The organism is Candidatus Omnitrophota bacterium (assembly GCA_041653595.1).
Classification (GTDB): Bacteria; Omnitrophota; Gorgyraeia; order Pluralincolimonadales; family Pluralincolimonadaceae; genus Pluralincolimonas.
Genome location: JBAZFB010000024.1, coordinates 1 through 17,308, shown reverse-complemented (window position 1 = coordinate 17,308; position 17,308 = coordinate 1). Strand labels below are relative to the sequence as shown.

The following is a 17,308-nucleotide window of genomic DNA, read 5'->3' as shown; positions in this document are numbered from 1 at the left end:
AAGCAGGCCCTGGCCGGAAGAAGCAATTCCCTTGACGGCGCCTCGCCAAGGTCCTCAAGCCGAATATCGGTAAAAGATTCCCTGCATTCTATCGAGCAAATATTATTTGAGGCCGTCGGGGGGATCGGAGCGGGCCTTGGCATGGGAGATGTAATGATCTGCTGCGCAAGGAAGGTGTAATAAATGAAGGTATTGTTATGCGCCTCTTCCAATAAACGGTTTATAGAAAATGGCGGATATGTCGAACTCGCTCTTAAAAAATTGGGCCATTGCGTGCAGGTCTTTGACTTCAGGGACTATCTTTTGCCTTTTGGGATCAGGAAGAGGCTCCCGGCTTTACACGACTGGGACACGCATAGGATCAATAGGCTTCTCTATGAACAAGCTAAGTCCTTCAAGCCGGATATCCTATTCGTTGTCCAGGGACAGACCATCCTGCCGCAGACGATCATAGAAATAAAGAAAAATTTAGGCTTGATCGCAGTTAATTGGTTTGTAGATTATCCTAAAGAATTAGATCACGGTTTAAAAGTTGCTAAGGCATACGATCATTTTTTTGTAAACGGGACGGATGCGTTGGAAAAATACCTGGAAAACGGAATTACGCATGTTAAGTGGCTTCCGCTCGCTTGCGAGCCCGATATCCATAAACCCCTGGTATTGGATGAAAAGGATAAGCTCAGGTTTAATGATGACATAGTATTTATCGGCTCTTTGTATCCGGAGAGGATAAGTCTCTTCGGGAACCTGGCAGATCTTCCGCTTGGTATCTGGACTTGGGATGAGCGCCACCAGAAAATCGGGGCATCATCCGTTTTAAGGAGGAGCATAAGGGGCGGCCCCTTGCCTCCCTGCGATTGGGTAAAATTATATAATAGCGCGAAGATCGCCTTGAATTCTGTCGGTCATTTCGGCGAATACGGAGAAAAAATCGGCGGGGATAATATTCATATGACAAACGCCCGGACATTCGAGATACTTGCCTGCGGGACATTCCAATTAGTGGACAGGAAAAAAGACATTCTGGCCTTATTTTCCGATAGGGAGGATTTGGTCTGTTATAAAGACGGCGATGAATTAAGGGACCTGGCCAAGTATTATTTAACCCACCCCGAAGAACGCAGGAAGATCTCGGAGAACGGCTATAAAAAAGTATTGGAAAAACATACTTATGTCCACAGGATGAAAGAAATTTTCTCGTATTTGAAAATATGAAAAAGATAACAGTGGTCCAGGCAGTGGAAAATTTGCGCATCGGCGGCATCGAGAAGATGGTTTCGACCGTTGCGCAGGGCTTAAATAAAGATAAATATGATGTCAAGGTCTATTGCCTCGCTGAAGGCGGGGCGATCGCGGATGAGCTGATCAGGAACGGCTGCGACGTCAGGGTCTTGAATTTAAGGACCTATCATAACCCGGTAAATATTTTAAGACTCGCCTGTTTAATGCGGAAAGACAGGGTGGATATCCTCCATACCCACGGCTATTTCGCGAGCACATTTGCCCGTTTGGCAGCCGTCATCGCCCGGGTACCGATAATCTTCACGAAGATCTCGAGCACTTATTACGACCTTAAATTTAAACACCGGTTGACGGAACGGGTACTTTCCTTGTTTTCGGATAAGATAATCTGCGTTTCCGATGCGGTAAGGGAGTTTGTAGTACGGACGGAAAGGATAGATCCCGGGAAGATAACCGTGATCCGTAACGGCGGAAGGATAAAACCCCCCTCTCATCCGGAAGCTACGCTAAGGTCCGGATGGGGCATAAAAGAAGGCGACAAAGTCATAGGTACGGTAGCGAGGCTCGAGCCGGTCAAGGGGGTAGAATATTTTATCAGGGCGGCCGCCGAAACGGCCAAGTCGGTCGATCGTGTAAAGTTTTTGATCGCCGGGGACGGCGGGCAAAGGCGGGAATTGGAAAATTTAGCGGATACGCTTCAAATTAAGGATAAAGTGGTCTTTACGGGTTTTTTGATGGATCCGCAAGACGCCTTATCGATAATGGATGTCTTCGTTTTAGCATCGGCGGAAAGGGAAGGTTTTTCGAGCGCTTTAACGGAGGCGATGGGATCCGGATTGCCTGTGATCGCAACCAGAGTAGGCGGAAATGTCGAAGCGGTTTCTGACGGGATAAACGGGGTTTTAGTCCCTCCGAAAGACCCCGGCGCCATGGCAAAAGCGATTATCGCCCTGTTGAAGGACCCGCCCAGGGCGAAAAAAATGGCAAAGGAGAGCGAGAAGTTATATCACGAGAAATTCAGCGCAGGGATCATGATTAATAAAATAGAAGAACTCTACGATCTTTATGCCGCCAAAAAACTTAAGGTCAAAACTAAATATAAAGTCATATTTTTCCCGGAAGGGAATATGGCTAATCCCGCGAGCAGGTATAACTGTTATTATTTAGCGGGAGCTTTGTCTGAGGAAGGCATAAGGACCTGCATTTCTCACTCTGTTTTCCCCTATGGCAAACCCCTGGATTACGCCAGAGAAAAGTATTTACTCATTAAAAATCTGCTTAAAAAATCTTTTGCGGTATTAACCGGCGGGAAAGGCGACATAATATTCATCCAGCGCGGCATACCCTGGAGAGGTTTTTTCGATAGGGCGGTATTCCGACTATATCTTTTTGCGAAAAGAGTCTTGAAGAGAAAAATAATCTTTCATTTCGACGACGCGATCTATTTAAACCCTCCCGAACATGTGACGAGGACCATAATAGAGGTTAGCGACGCGGTTATCGCCGGCAGCCATCATTTAAGAGATTATGCTTTGAAGTTAAATAAAAACGTATTTTTGATCCCCACCTCGATCGATACCGATAAATGGAAGCCGGGTCCGGATCCGGGAAAGGATAAGAACGGCTTTTGTATCGGCTGGTGCGGAACGGGTTCAAATTTGAAATATCTGAGTTTATTGCGGGAACCTCTTTCGATACTAGGCAAGAAATTCGATATCGAGCTGAAGATAATCGGTCCGGAAAGTGAAGAGGCGAATCTTCCGGGATTCGAAAACGTCAAGATCGCATATCAACCGTGGGACCTGGATGATGAGATAGAGGCCATCTCTAAATTTGATGTCGGTATTATGCCCCTTTACGACGGGGAGGCTGAAAGAGGCAAATGCGGCTTGAAACTTCTTCTGTATATGAGCCTTGGGATACCGGCGATAGGCAGCGCGGTCGGCGAAAATAGGCATATCATCAGGGACGGAGAGAACGGATTTTTGGCGTCGGATGGGAAAGAATGGGTCGAGAAATTGAAGGCGTTGATCACGGATGATGATTTAAGAGAAAGATTTTCTTTTGAGGGGAGGAGGACGGTCCTTGAAAGATATTCTTTAAAGGAAAACGGGGGAAAATTAGCGCAGATCATAAAGGATTTAAGCGCAAAATGAAGGTATCGTCCGGAATTTAGATGATCACCGCCACTTTATCCTTTTGAAATACTCCTGGATGTCGCCTCTCCACCTTCTTTTGGTCAAAAAACCCTTCAGGTCTTCCCTCATTTCCATGAGCTCTTCCAGGTCGTAGGAATCGGTTTCAGTGACCAAACCCCCTTCTCCCTGGCCGGCTATGTTATAGAATTCACTATAGACCTTAACGATACGCCTGATCCCGTATTTCTTTTTATGTTCCCAGGTATCGCTGCCCGGGAGGGGGATAAAGGTAAAAAGGGTATATTCATCGGGATCGGCCGTTTCCATAAACCTCTTTGTTTCTTGGATGGTATCCTTATTTTCCCCGGGTATGCCCACTATAAGGTAAACTTTCGTTATCAATCCAGCTTTTTTGGCATCTTTTATAGCTTTAATGTTCTGCTCCACCGTGCATTTTTTATTTATCCTGTCTAAAAGTTCCTGGCTGCCGGATTCCGCCCCAAATGCGATAGTCGTGCATCCCGCTTCCTTTAATCTCACGAAATCATCGTAATTATTCCGGTCAGCCCTCCCGTTGCACCGGAATTTTATCCGTAATTTTTTAAACTCATCCAGTAGGGGATAAAGCCGCGTCCTATTTAACGTGAAAATATCGTCATAAATGATAAAATTCCTGATACCGTATCGTTTTATGATCAGTTTTATCTCGTCTACGACCGACTGGTTGGAGCGGAATCTCATCTTTTTGAAGGTCATAGGACTGTTGCAGAAAGCGCATTTGTAAGGGCACCCCCTCGAAGTTATTATGGAAGTCGCTAACTTGCCCCCCACGATCCTATGGTAATTTTTTATATCAACCAGGTCCCTGGCCGGAAAAGGTAATTTATCCAGGTCCTGCGGTATGTTAAAGTCGTAAATGGCCTTTGGCTTCCCCTTGATTATATCCTTCAGGCATTCCTTTATGCTCAGGTCCGCTTCCCCTTTTATGACGATATCAAAATCCCTTAATGACCGTTTAGGCAAGGCCGTGGGGTGGGCCCCGCCGGCTACGATCTTCGATAAAGGATTTAGTTTCTTGCAGATCTTCTTTATTTGTTTTGAGATAGGGTAATTGCAGGTATAAATTTCTATGCCGTATACATCCGCCTTGCCGATCAATTTTTCCCATTGCGCATAGGGCCGTGAAGCCAGATCAGCGACCCTTACCTCGATTCCCATATCCCTTATCGAGGCGGCAACATACAACAGCCCTAAAGGCGGATCTATCCTGTCATCCAAACTGTTGATCTGGGGCGGGCTTATTAAACAGACATTGATCGTTCTTTTCATAAAGTCACTCCGGTTAGCAACAGGGTACATTTTATAGTATGGGGAAGACGGAAATCAAGACAATTTGCCCCTAATTCGTCAGGTCAAAGCTCTAGAATACGGGTACCTCCTGTGATATAATCATCGCTTAAGGAGTATTCTATTGACCCCATCCGTAATTCTGATTACCGAAAGTTCGAATAAATAAACTATGTGCGGCATATGCGGGATATTAGATTTTAATAGGTCCGGATCCGTCGAGCCAAGCTCGATCAAAAGGATGTGCGATGAGTTGAGGCATCGCGGACCGGATGACGAGGGCTTATATTCAAACGGAAGGATCGGCCTGGGAGTAAGGCGCTTAAGCGTCATAGATCTGGTTACCGGGCACCAACCGGTCCATAATGAAGATAAAAATATCTGGGTCGTTATGAACGGCGAGATCTATAATTTCCGGGACTTAAGGGACGGGTTAGAGGGCAAGGGGCATAAGTTTTACACGAAGTCGGATACAGAGGTATTGGTCCATCTGTACGAAGAATATGCCGAGAATTGCGTGCAGCATCTTCGCGGGATGTACGCTTTTGCGATCTGGGATGAGAGACGGGATAAACTGGTCCTCGCAAGGGACAGGGTCGGAAAGAAACCTTTGTGTTATCGTTTGGAGAACGGGAGGCTGGTCTTCGGCTCCGAGATCAAGTCGATACTGGCTGTTTCTGAAACGTCCCCTCGCATGGATTTAGAGGCTTTGGACCTGTACCTTACATATAAGTATATTCCGGCCCCCCGGACCATCTTCCAGGGGGTGAGGAAACTTCCGCCCGCGAGCATCCTGGTCTGGGAAGACGGGAAAATGACCGTAAACGAATACTGGGACCTGAAATTTACACCCAAGGGTGATTTTACTGAGGCCGGATGGAAAAAACAGATCATGGACCGTTTAAGGGAGGCCGTAAAGATCCGCCTGGCAAGCGATGTGCCCCTGGGGGTCCTTTTAAGCGGCGGGATCGATTCAAGCGCGGTCACCGCTTTGGCATCGCAGCTTTCGGGCCGGCCGGTCAAGACCTTTTCGGTGGGTTTTGAAGAGGCCGATTTTTCCGAGTTAGAATACGCCCGCCTTATCGCAAAACGCTTTAATACAGAGCACCGCGAATTCATCGTAAAACCTGAAGCGGCGGAGATCCTGCCGGAATTGATTTCTCACTACGGCGAGCCGTTTGCGGACGCATCTTGTATCCCGACTTATTATTTGGCAAAATTGTCGAGGGAGTTCGTAACCGTCGCGCTCTCCGGCGACGGCGGGGACGAGAATTTTGCCGGCTATGGCTGGTACAACGTCCATTCTTATTTCGCGCCGCTTAACGCCTTTCCGAAGTTTTTATTCGCCTTAAACGACTCCTTATTTAAAACGATGGGTTTTGCGAGGAGCGGGTCCGTCCTGTTAAGGCGCCTTGAAAAAGCGATGAAGTACGGCAGGTTGGGTCCCGTTCAACGATATGGCGAGTGGGTATCATATTTTAACGAGGAATTGAAATCGCAACTTTATAATGAAAGGCTAAAAAAAGGATCGAGGAAAGAACGCGAGTATGATCTATTGCTCGAATGTCTCAAGGGCGCCGGGGACCTGGGCGTATTGGACAAGAACCTCTACGTGGATATCAAAAATTACCTCCCGGGAGATCTGTTGGTAAAGATGGATATCGCCTCGATGGCTAATTCGCTGGAAGTTCGCTCGCCTTTTTTAGACCATAAATTTTTGGAGTTTACCGCAACGATCCCCGCCGGATTGAAGCTGAAACGGGGAGAAGGAAAATATATCTTTAAGAAGGCCATGGAGGGATTGTTGCCGGAGGAGATATTGAACCGGAAAAAACAGGGTTTTTCGGTCCCGTTAAAGAAATGGATAGGCAAGGACCTGAGCGGCTTTATCGAGCGGACGCTGTTAAGCAAAGAGTCGGCGGCCGGAGAATATTTTAATACGGGTTTTATTAAGCAGATGCTGACGGACCACCGGAATGGCAGGGTAAATTATGCCGGCCACTTATGGGCGCTTTCGAATTTTGAGATATGGCATAAGATATTCATCGAGAAAAAAGACTATGCCGGATAATTCGCGCAAGCAAGAGATATTGGCTAAAGAGAGCCCCGATTTCTTAAGTTATTCGCGGCTCTATTTTTGGTGGAAGAAGAACAGGGTGATCTGCGATATTGTGCGCCGGGAATTGAAAAGCCGGAATATAAAAGATATCCTGGACCTGGGATGCGGCATGGGCGACGACATCTTTTGCCTGGACTCCAAATACGGCGCCGAATACGGTTTAACATTCAGCGGGGTCGATAAAAATGCCGAAAAGATAGAGTTTTGTGAGGCGCGGAAGGATTTCAGGGGAGACGGTAATGTAAGATTCAGCGTCGGGGATGTAACTAAACTGGAACTAAAGGATTCCTCATGCGACTTAGTGATCTGTTCCGAGGTGATAGAGCATTTAACCCGGCCGTTGGACGCGATCAAGGAGATAAAAAGGGTCCTTAAAAATAACGGGGTGGCCGTAATCAGCACGCCGAACGAATCCAATCCGATGATGAAAGTCAGGAGATCCTTATGGTTTTTGAAATCCCCAAAAGCCGAAATCGTGGATACTTCGGACGCCGGGCATATTTCGGTGTCCGGCTTGAATGATTGGGTAGGGGTCTTTAGGGGCGAAGGGTTTAAGATCGAGAAGATATGCAGGGGAAGCCTGCTTTTCGGGGGGCATCAAATCGATCCCCACAGGGCTTTATTTTTATTTGTCCTGTTTTTTGACATGGTCTTGGATCTCCTGCCTTTTGGAAAAAATTGGTCGGAAAATATCATCTTTTGCTTAAGGAAGAGATGAAAATCTTCAATGTGTTATATGTAGACATATTCGGCGACTGGATAGGCGGCGGGCAGAGAAGCCTGATGGATCTGGCGAAGTCTTTGGATCCCGAACGCTTCAATCCGGTAATAGTTTGCCCGGAGGAAGGCAAGTTTGTCGATTTGATCCGGAGTCATTCGATCGCCGTTGAGATCGTGCCGATGGGCACATTCAAGACGGTAAATTTCATCTCCTGGGTTTCAACTTTTAATAAATTGGCGGGGCTTGTCAAAAATCGCAAGATCGACTTAATCCACGTAAACGGCCTGAGAGCGGCGATCTATTGCGGCGCGGTGGCGAAGTATTTCAAGATCCCTCTCGTCTGGCATGTAAGGGTGCCGGAATCAGGGGGAGTCGCCGAAAAGGCGGCGTATGCTTTCGCTCATAAGATAATCGTGAATTCAAGGGCTGTCGGCAAAAAATTCGCGAATTGGCGGGGGAGCTCAGATAAGGTCACGGTCATATATAACGGGATAAATCTGGAAGAGTTCAAGCCCGGCGAAAGGAAAAACAAGTCAGTTGCCGAATTCGGCTTCGGTGAAAATGATCCTTTAGTCGGTATAGTCGGAGAATTAAGCCCGAAAAAAGGCCAAAAATATTTTTTGGAAGCGGCGTCTAAAGTGTTCAGGGAATCGCCTCAGGTTAAATTTTTGATCGTAGGGGAAGAGCATGACAGCGGCGTATATAAAGGCGAATTGATCAGGTTGGCGGATAGATTAAAGATCTCGTCGTCGGTTTATTTCCTGGGGTTCCGGGATGATATAGCCGGGATATTGGATTCCCTGGCATTGTTAGTCCATTGCCCGGAGAGGGAGGGATTCGGAAGGGTAGTGGTGGAAGCGATGGCATTGAAAGTGCCGGTTGTCGCAACTAATGCCGGCGGGATACCCGAGATAATCAAAGACGGGGTAAATGGGTTCTTGATCCCTGTCGGTGACCCGGAGACGCTGGCTAAGACGATATTAGATATATTAAGAGATAAAGCGAGATCCGGCATTCTGGGAGAGGCAGGCAGAAAGACGGTCGAGGAATCATTCGATCTGAAGAGGCAGATAAAAAAGATCGAAGGTATTTACCGGGAATTACTTCAAGGGCATGAAATAGGCGCAATAAAACAATACGCGGATTTATTCTTGGATTCGCTTTGGGGCGACCGGAATGTTTTCGCAATCCAACCGGAGCACCGGAGGCAGTTGGATGAATTCGCGGATTACCTTGCCGGAGGAAGTATAAACTTCCGGTCAACCGACGATTTCCTTAAGGACAGGAACAATTTTTTGATAGAAAATTTTTTGACTTTCCTGATGTCCAAAAAGATTTTAAAGGGGTCCCGCTTATACCGGGATCTCGAAACCATCAAAAGACAAATAAGGGAAAAGGCGGTAACCGGTAAAGATTACGATGAACGCATATCGATACAGACGCCGGAGTCGTTGATCGGCGAATATTATGATCCCGGGGATCCCGAAAGGAAGAAGAGGTTGGAGATTATTTTACAAAATTTAAACGCCTCCGCCGGCGAAAAGATATTGGATTTAGGCTGCGGCGCCGGCGCCCTTGTTTACCATTCAGCGCTGGCGGGAGCTGCGGCTTGGGGGGTCGACTATTCAAATAAATCGATAGAAGCCGCCGTCCTGCTTTCCAGCCGTTATAACTTTAAGGACAAGGCGACATTCCTGGTCCGCGACGTCACAAACGGCGCCCTGCCTTTCGATGACGGATTTTTTGACAAAGTCGTGGCGGCTGATTTTATCGAACACATAACCCATTTCGATAAGGAAAAGTTGATCAAAGAAGTGCGCCGGGTATTAAAAACCGGAGGAACGCTGATAATCTATACGCCCAACGGGATAAGGGAGCTTTTTGGACATTTAAAACGGCGTCTTTTGCGCGCGTTCAGGACGGAAAATTATCTTAACGATAACACAAGGCTCCATTTCGGTTTAATTGACAGATTCAGGTTTGAAGGCCTGTTAAGGGGGAACAACCTTATCTTTAAGAGATATCATGTCGATATTACGCGGCCGTATTTGGCGACTACACCTTTGCTTAATGACCTTTTAAGTGCTAATTTTTTGTGGGTGATCAAAAAGAGCGGTAAATTATAAGGGATAGGCCATGGAAGAAGTCAGCTGCGATATATGCGGGATCAACGGGACGAAAAATATAGTAAGCTCGGATAAATTTAATATCGTCCAATGCCAAGGGTGCGGTCTGGTATATATGAACCCAAGGCCGGATAAGTCGTGGTTAAGCGAATACTATGTCAACTATTACTCGGACCTAAAGGGCCATTATGAAGAAGAGAGGTTGTATAAGTGCCGCTTTAAAGAGCGACTGGACGCGATAAAAAAATTTAAAGGCGAAGGCAGGTTATTAGACATCGGCTGCGGCGTCGGATTTTTTTTGCAATCGGCTAAAGAGAGGAAATGGCAAGTATCCGGGATAGAATTTTCACCGTTGTCGGCGGACATAGCCCGGGCTGCCGGCGTAGACGTGCTTACGGGCTCGATCGAGGACGCTGATCTGGAGAGCGACTCCTTCGACGTGATCACGATGTGGCACGTGATAGAACATTTACGGCGCCCCTCAGAGGCCCTGAAGAAAGTTTATCGCGCGTTGAAAAAAGGGGGCGTATTAGCCGTTGAGACCCCTAATATGGATTATTATTTCAAATTTAAGGCCGATAAGCTAAACGGCGTTTTAGCCCGGGAACACCTCTATAACTTTTCGCGCCGTACATTAGGCCGCTTATTGGAAAATTCGGGGTTTACTGTTTTAAATTTAGAACAAAGGCCGTCGGGGACGGACCTGGGCGGGATGCTGAAAAAATACCGGGTTAAAGGTTATTTGGTAAAACATCTGCCTTTTTTATCCATTATCAGGAAACCTTTGATGCGATTCAGGGGTTTGTTAGGCCAAAACGAGGTTATCGTTGCTTACGCAAAAAAATAGGATCAAAAAGATCTTGATCCTGCGGCTAGACCGCATAGGAGATATAGCGCTTTCTACGCCGGCGATCAAAGCGGTGAGGAAATCTTTTCCGGAAGCGCACATCGCGGTGATGGTCAAGGAGGAATACAGGGACTTACTTATGAACGATCCCGCCGTAAATGAGGTTATCGGCTGCAAGCCCTTTTGGGACCTTAAATTCATCGGGGGATTGCGGGATAGGAAGTTCGATCTAGCCGTCGACCTGATCATGGCTTGGGATTATAAAAGCGCCTTATTGGCTTATTTGAGCGGCGCCCCTTATCGGGCAGGCTACGATATCGCGGGCAGGGGCATATTCTTCAATATAAAGGCCGGACACGGCAAAGAAAAGAAACATCTCGTTGAAAATAATATGGACGTCATAAGAAAGCTGGGAATAGTCCCCGGCGGGGAGAAGCCTCAACTTCATGTAGCTCCGCAGGATTCGGCATTTGTTAAGGATCTTTTATCATCGCAGGGCATTGATCAGGGTGAAATTTTAGTCGGCATCCATCTTGGAGGATATTATCCATCGCAACGCTGGCCGGCGGAGAGAGCCGCCGGACTCTCCGATGAAATAATCAAAAGATACCCTGCGAAGGTGGTCCTTATCGGGGGGCCGGAAGAAAAGGATCTGGTTGAAAGGGCCGCGGGATCAATGAAGGCAAAAGCTATTGTCGTAAAAGATATCTCTTTGGCGCATTTAATGGCGCTGATCCAGCGGTGCCAACTTTTGGTCTGTAATAATTCCGGCCCTTTGCATATCGCCTGCGCATTAGGGGTGCCCACGGTATCGACTATGGGGCCGACTTTACCCTGGCGGTGGCGGCCTGTCGGAGAAAATCACATTGTCCTGCGGAAGGACCTGCCTTGCAGCCCATGCGAAAAAGGTTTTTGCAAGACGCACGAATGTATGGAATTAATCACAGTAGAGGAGATGTTAGATGCGGTTGACAGGCAGATGAAAATTTTGGTGAAGAATAAATGTGCGGAATCTACGGCGCGATAGGGATCCGCGATCCTTCGCTTTTGGAGCGCATGGGCGCGGTCACATTTCATCGCGGCCCCGATGAAAGCGGCGCCTATTTGGATGATAATGTCTCATTGGGCGTGCGAAGATTAAAGATAATCGGATTAGAATGCGGGCAACAGCCGATACACGATGAAAATCAGGCGCTTTGGCTCGTTTATAACGGCGAGATATATAATTTTCAAGAGTTACGGTATTCCCTTGAGGCGAAAGGGCATAAATTTTATACGAAGACAGACGGCGAGGTGATCGTACACCTCTATGAGGAATACGGCGAGGATTGCGTAAAGCATTTAAGAGGGATGTTCGCCTTCGCTATCTGGGATAAAAAAAATAAGAACTTATTTTTGGCGAGGGACAGGATCGGGATAAAACCGCTTTATTATACATCTGTTGACGGAGTTTTGTATTTTGCCTCAGAACTCAAGGCTTTATTGGAGGCAGATGTGATCAAGAAAGAGATAAATCATGAGGCGATACATAATTTCTTGACCTTTCTTTATGTGCCGGCGCCTTTGACTATTTTTAATTCTGTTTTTAAGTTGCCGGCAGGGCATATCTTAAGGTTCAGGGACGGCAATTATTCGACAGAAAAATATTGGGACTTGGAACCGAATGTAAATGAAGAGAAAAATGAGATCTTTTATCTCGACAAGATATATGATCTATTGCAAGAGGCGGTAAAGTTACATTTAATAAGCGATGTGCCTTTGGGGGTTTTTTTAAGCGGAGGAGTGGATTCGAGCGTCTTAGTAAGCGTTATGGCGGGCCTGACAAATCAACCGATAAAGACTTTTAGTATCGGATACGGAAGAAAAGATGAAGATTATAACGAGCTGAAATATGCCCGCCTGGTCAGTGAATGCTTCGGCACGGAGCATAGGGAGTTTATTGTCGATCCGAATGAGATCGGGCTCCTGCCGAAACTTGCCTGGCATTTCGATGAGCCATTCGCGGACTCATCCGCGATCCCCACTTTTTTAATTTCACAATTAGCGAGGAAAGACATAACGGTCGCCTTAAGCGGCATCGGCGGAGATGAGGCCTTTGGGGGATATCCCAGGTATTTAGGCGCTTATATCTCTGAATATTATCAACGCCTGCCGGACATTATTAGAAAGGCGGCGTATAAAGCGGCATCCCTGTTTCCCGAGAGCACACAGAACAGGGATCTTTTTGGCTGGGCGCGGAGGTTCGCCAGGGGCGGACTCCTGTCTTTTGAAGCGAGGTATCTCGATTGGGTGACTTTCCTGCGGCCGGACGAGATAAATAAACTCTACACGGCAGGTTTTATCGCAAAATTGAAGGATGCCGACCCGGTTAAGGATAAGTCGGATTATTTCGGCGGGGACAGATCGCTGGAAAGGATCTTTTGTTTTGATATAAAAACCTATCTCGCCGACGATCTGCTCTTTATGGCTGATAAAATGAGCATGGCGAATTCGCTGGAATTGCGAGTGCCATATTGCGACCACAAGGTGATGGAGTTTGCCGCCTCGATCCCTTACGGATTAAAACTCAAAGGGCTTAAATTAAAATACCTGTTAAAGAAGTCCTTCAGGGATCTGCTGCCCCGGGAGATCCTGGCCCGGCGAAAACAAGGTTTTATGATCCCCATAGGCAGATGGATAAAACAGGACCTGAAAGGCATGGCGGAAGATCTCTTGTCCAGGCGGCAGATCGAGAAGCGCGGCTATTTCAATTACGAATATATCCGCCGGATCCTGGATCAGCATTACTCCGGGAAACGGAATTTCACCGACAGGATCTGGGCGCTTATGAATCTGGAGATGTGGCACAGGATATATATAGACAAGGATTACCGGCTGAATAAAGATATGGATATGGCGGTTGAAGAGATCACCTCAACCGCGGGGAGGCGTTTCCCCGAGCCTGTAAAGGACGGTTTCAAGGACGTCAAAAAGATCCTTGTCGTAAACTTAGCGGGCATCGGAGACGTTGTGATGTCGACCCCTGCCTTGAGGGCATTGAGAAGGAGATTTCCGTCGGCCTTTATCTCATTTCTTACGGTCACCCGTTCCGCCGGCATCCTGAGGGGCAGCTTGGATGTGAACGAGATCTTGACCTTAGACGTGGAAAAACCGGACTTAAAAGATGCCTTGAAGTTGTTGATAAATTTGAGGAAAGTCAAATACGATATGCTTATCAACCTTTACGAGATAGGTTCGCTTTTCGGCGCCATTAAAATGGCGTCTATTTTCTGGTTTGTGGGCGGAAAATATAAGGTCGGACGAAATACCGGCGGATTAGGTTTCTTCTTAAATCGTAAAATTTTTGAAAGCGGCCGGCAAAAAAGGCATACGGTTGAGTCGATGCTGGACATCCCGAGATTTTTAGGCGGCAAGGCGGACGGGAAAGGCACGGAGATACCGCTTGAAAAAGATGAGATAAATTTCGCCAATGATTACTTTAAGTCGCGTGATATTTCCGCCGGTGACCTGTTGTTCGGGCTCCATAAAGACGCTAAAAGGCCGAGCAGGCGCTGGCCGGATGAAAATTGGGATATTCTGGCAAAAGAATTAAAGATAAGGTACGGGGCAAAGATAATTTTTACGCCCGGCGCCGGCGAATTTAATTTAAAACAATTTGCCGCCATCCTTAAAAGGTTCGACCTTTTCATCACAAATGATACCGGAGTCATGCATATCGCCGCGGCCACAGGCACGCCCACGGTGGCTTTATTCGGGCCGTCGGACATCCATAAGTTCCGGCCTTACGCCGAGAGCGGTAAATTTGCGATCATAAGGAAATACGCCGGCTGTAAACGGCCTTGCTATGAGCATGATTGCGCCGATAAAGTCTGCATGGAGCGTATTGCGCCTGAAGATGTCCTGATAGCGGCGGAGAGAATACTAAATGAAAAAAAGATTAAAAGTCCTTCATGTAATTACGCGCTTAGATAAAGGCGGCTCTTCGGAGAATACCCTGTTGACCGCCTCCGGCCTGGATAAGGGAAGGTTTGATGTAGCCCTGGTCTTCGGGAAGACTAACGACCCCGATGGCCGGGTAAGAAGGGCTTTGTCCGATAGCGGGATAAATTACCGTGTAATCCCCCAGCTCGTAAGACAGGTAGATCCCTGGAGCGACCTGATCGCCTTTTTGAAATTATGCGCAATAATAAAGAAAGGGGATTTCGACATCGTCCACACCCATACGTCAAAAGCAGGCATCCTGGGCAGGTGGGCAGCGAAGTTATCCGGCGTCAAGGTCATAATCCACACCCCGCATGGCCATATCTTTTATGGTTATTTTGGTCCGGTAAGGAACGGGTTGTTCATCGTATTGGAACGGCTCACGGCGCGTATCACCGACAGGATAATCACGTTGACCCAAAGAGGGAAAGACGAGCACGTTAGATTCAGGATATCGAAGGCCGATAAATTCGTGCCTATTTATAGCGGAGTAGAATTGGAAAAGTTCATAGACTCGAACTATGACCCTGCGCGGACGAGGGAATCGCTTGGCATCCCGCCAAACGGGCCGGTGATAGGGACTATAACGAGGCTCGAGCCGGTAAAAGGGAACATGTATTTCATCGAAGCGATACCTCAGGTCATCAAGATCTTTCCGGACTTAAAAGTTATGATAACGGGCGACGGGGCGCAAAGGCGCGCGATAGAGAACAGGGTCAAGGAGCTTTCTTTATCCCGGAATATCATTCTCCGCGGCGCCACAAATGATGCCCCGAGGTCATTGTCTGCGCTGGACATATTTGTCCTGCCTTCTTTAAATGAAGGGATGGGAAGATGCCTGCTTGAGGCGATGGCCCTGTCCAAACCGATAATCGCGACGGATGTCGGCGGGGTATCTGAAATCGTCGAGAACGGAGTGAACGGGATATTAGTCCCTCCGAAAGATCCGGACGCGCTGGCGCAAGCTATAATATCGTTGCTGAGAGATAAAGCCCGCGCCAACGAGATGGGCAAGGCGGGTAAAAATAAGCTCAGCCGGTTCTTTAGCGCTAAAGCTATGGTGGAAAAGATAGAGGCGTTATACGAAGAACTCATATAAATTTCGCATAGTGAACGGCAGCCTGATATTGCCCGGTAAGATCGAACGGGGCAAGACGCTTTTCGTAAATAACGGAAGGATCTCGCCGGCCGGCGGGGTCCCTGCCAAGGGCTGCGAGGTCTTGGATGCCAAAGGCCTTTTCGTTTCGCCGGGTTTCATAGATATGCACGTCCACGGCATATTCGCCGATAAGGCCGTCGCTCTGGACGGTCCGGGCCTGAAAGAGATGTGCGTCCGGCTGGCTAAGCATGGGGTTACCGGTTTTCTCGCTACTACAGTTTCATCCCCGCTTTCGACGCTCTTGAAGACCGTAAGAATAGTCAAAAACTTCATCGAAGAGAATCCCGGCACGAATCTTTTGGGCGTCCATTTTGAGGGGCCGTTTGTTAACCCTCAGGCCGGCGGCGCCCAGAACCGTAAGTACATACGCCCGTTCGACCCTTCCGGGATGGAGGATGTCTTTTCCGAGGGTAAAGGAATCATAAAGGCCATGACGTTCGCGCCCGAGGTAAAGGGCGGGATGCGACTGCTGAAGGCGTTGACGGCCCGCGGCATCAAACCGTTTATCGGCCACTCGACCGCCGGCTATAAGGAAGTCGAGGCCGCCGCCGAGAAAGGCGCCACGCATGTCACCCATATTTTTAATGCTATGCCCGTTTTACACCACCGGGAGCCCGGTCTCATAGGCGCGGCGCTTACTATCGATAATATTACCGCGGACATCATAGCCGACGGCATCCACGTCGATCCCTCCGCTGTAAAATTAGCGGTCGAGGCCAAGGGGACCGGTAAACTCGTCCTTATTTCCGACGGGATAGGGAGCGGCGGAAAAACCTTCATGCTTGGCGGCCTGAAGGTGCGCGTAAAGGGCAAAGAAGCGCGGCTCGATAACGGTAAGTTGGCCGGAAGCGTCATAGGCCTCAACGACGCGGTCAGGAATATAATGAAGTTCGCCGGCGTAAGCCTTCCCGAGGCTGTCTGTATGGCGAGCCTTAATCCGGCGCGCATCCTCGGTATCGACGGCAGGAAGGGTTCTCTCGAGCCCGGGAAAGACGCCGATATCGTGATATTCGACCAGGATTTAAGGATCAGGCACACGATCATAAAGGGGAATGCCTGGAACTGATGATCCCGGTCTGACCGTTCCCGCTACCAAAATATTTTCCAATCTGGTATAATTACTCCCATGACCTTCTTTATAATCCTTATCGCGGTCTTCCTCGCGATGAACGTCGGGGCGAACAACGCAGCCGCCGAGATGGAGGCGGCCTACAGGACCGGCGTGCGCACGAAGAAGGAAGCGCTGATATTGATCGCGATCTTCGTCATCCTCGGCGCGATAATATCCGGCCTTCCCGTCTTGAAGACCCTGAGCGAAGGCATAGTCCCCATCCGGACATTCAAATCCTATTTCTATATCGTCTTCGTCGTCATGGCCGTCGCGGCCGCTTACGATTTTATATCCAGCATATTCAAGGTATCCATTCCCACTACCTACGCCATTGTCTCTTCCATCGCGGCGGCAGGCATATATTACGAGACTATGTCTGTCGAGAAATATACCGATATCCTCGCCTGGTGGGTTCTTTCGCCTATCTGCGTATTCGGCGCCGCGTTCGCCATCGGGAAACTGCTTAATTCCGGGGCCGTCAAAGAATACCGTCACCTGAAAGAGAAGAAGAAGGGCA

General features: G+C 48.1%; 13 protein-coding genes. 12 read left to right on the top strand and 1 reads right to left on the bottom strand.

The genetic code is table 11. The features are described 5' to 3' along the window. The 3 genes from WC317_07415 to WC317_07405 all read left to right on the top strand — a co-directional run. Positions 1-180, top strand: a 180-nt coding sequence (locus WC317_07415) for a hypothetical protein (protein ID MFA5339955.1), incomplete at its 5' end; no start/stop codon positions are given. Positions 181-183: 3 nt separating this feature from the next. Then, positions 184-1,215 carry a glycosyltransferase gene (locus tag WC317_07410; protein MFA5339954.1) on the top strand — a complete coding sequence of 344 codons (1,032 nt, stop codon included), beginning with the start codon at positions 184-186 and terminating at the stop codon, positions 1,213-1,215. Beyond that, positions 1,212-3,398, top strand: a complete 2,187-nt coding sequence (locus tag WC317_07405; GenBank protein MFA5339953.1) for a glycosyltransferase — start codon at positions 1,212-1,214, stop codon at positions 3,396-3,398. Before WC317_07410 ends, WC317_07405 begins: the two co-directional genes overlap by 4 nt. Before the next feature lie 24 nt (positions 3,399-3,422). On the opposite strand, the gene WC317_07400 is transcribed toward WC317_07405, so the two are convergent. Further along, positions 3,423-4,709, bottom strand: coding sequence for a radical SAM protein (locus WC317_07400; protein MFA5339952.1), 1,287 nt, complete (start codon positions 4,707-4,709; stop codon positions 3,423-3,425). Positions 4,710-4,899: 190 nt separating this feature from the next. On the opposite strand from WC317_07400, the gene asnB (WC317_07395) reads away from it, so the two are divergent. The 9 genes from asnB (WC317_07395) to WC317_07355 all read left to right on the top strand — a co-directional run. Further along, positions 4,900-6,798: an asparagine synthase (glutamine-hydrolyzing) gene (gene asnB / locus WC317_07395; protein ID MFA5339951.1), complete on the top strand. Its 1,899-nt coding sequence runs from the start codon at positions 4,900-4,902 to the stop codon at positions 6,796-6,798. After that, positions 6,788-7,564: a class I SAM-dependent methyltransferase gene (locus WC317_07390; protein MFA5339950.1), complete on the top strand. Its 777-nt coding sequence runs from the start codon at positions 6,788-6,790 to the stop codon at positions 7,562-7,564. Before asnB (WC317_07395) ends, WC317_07390 begins: the two co-directional genes overlap by 11 nt. Beyond that, the gene (locus tag WC317_07385; protein MFA5339949.1) at positions 7,561-9,693 is read left to right on the top strand and encodes a glycosyltransferase; all 2,133 of its coding nucleotides are present in this window, start codon (positions 7,561-7,563) and stop codon (positions 9,691-9,693) included. Before WC317_07390 ends, WC317_07385 begins: the two co-directional genes overlap by 4 nt. A gap of 10 nt (positions 9,694-9,703) precedes the next feature. After that, a complete protein-coding gene (locus tag WC317_07380; protein ID MFA5339948.1) occupies positions 9,704-10,540 on the top strand; it encodes a class I SAM-dependent methyltransferase in 837 nt (278 codons plus the stop codon). Further along, on the top strand, positions 10,521-11,567 hold the full coding sequence (locus WC317_07375) for a glycosyltransferase family 9 protein (GenBank protein MFA5339947.1): 1,047 nt from the start codon (positions 10,521-10,523) through the stop codon (positions 11,565-11,567). The genes WC317_07380 and WC317_07375 overlap by 20 nt, the downstream gene beginning before the upstream one ends. Continuing rightward, the gene (gene asnB / locus WC317_07370; protein MFA5339946.1) at positions 11,543-14,512 is read left to right on the top strand and encodes an asparagine synthase (glutamine-hydrolyzing); all 2,970 of its coding nucleotides are present in this window, start codon (positions 11,543-11,545) and stop codon (positions 14,510-14,512) included. The genes WC317_07375 and asnB (WC317_07370) overlap by 25 nt, the downstream gene beginning before the upstream one ends. Then, a complete protein-coding gene (locus WC317_07365; protein ID MFA5339945.1) occupies positions 14,466-15,620 on the top strand; it encodes a glycosyltransferase family 4 protein in 1,155 nt (384 codons plus the stop codon). Before asnB (WC317_07370) ends, WC317_07365 begins: the two co-directional genes overlap by 47 nt. 28 nt (positions 15,621-15,648) lie before the next feature. Continuing rightward, positions 15,649-16,746, top strand: a complete 1,098-nt coding sequence (gene nagA / locus WC317_07360) for an N-acetylglucosamine-6-phosphate deacetylase (protein MFA5339944.1) — start codon at positions 15,649-15,651, stop codon at positions 16,744-16,746. A gap of 60 nt (positions 16,747-16,806) precedes the next feature. Next, the coding region (locus WC317_07355; GenBank protein ID MFA5339943.1) for an inorganic phosphate transporter at positions 16,807-17,308 on the top strand (502 nt) is incomplete at its 3' end.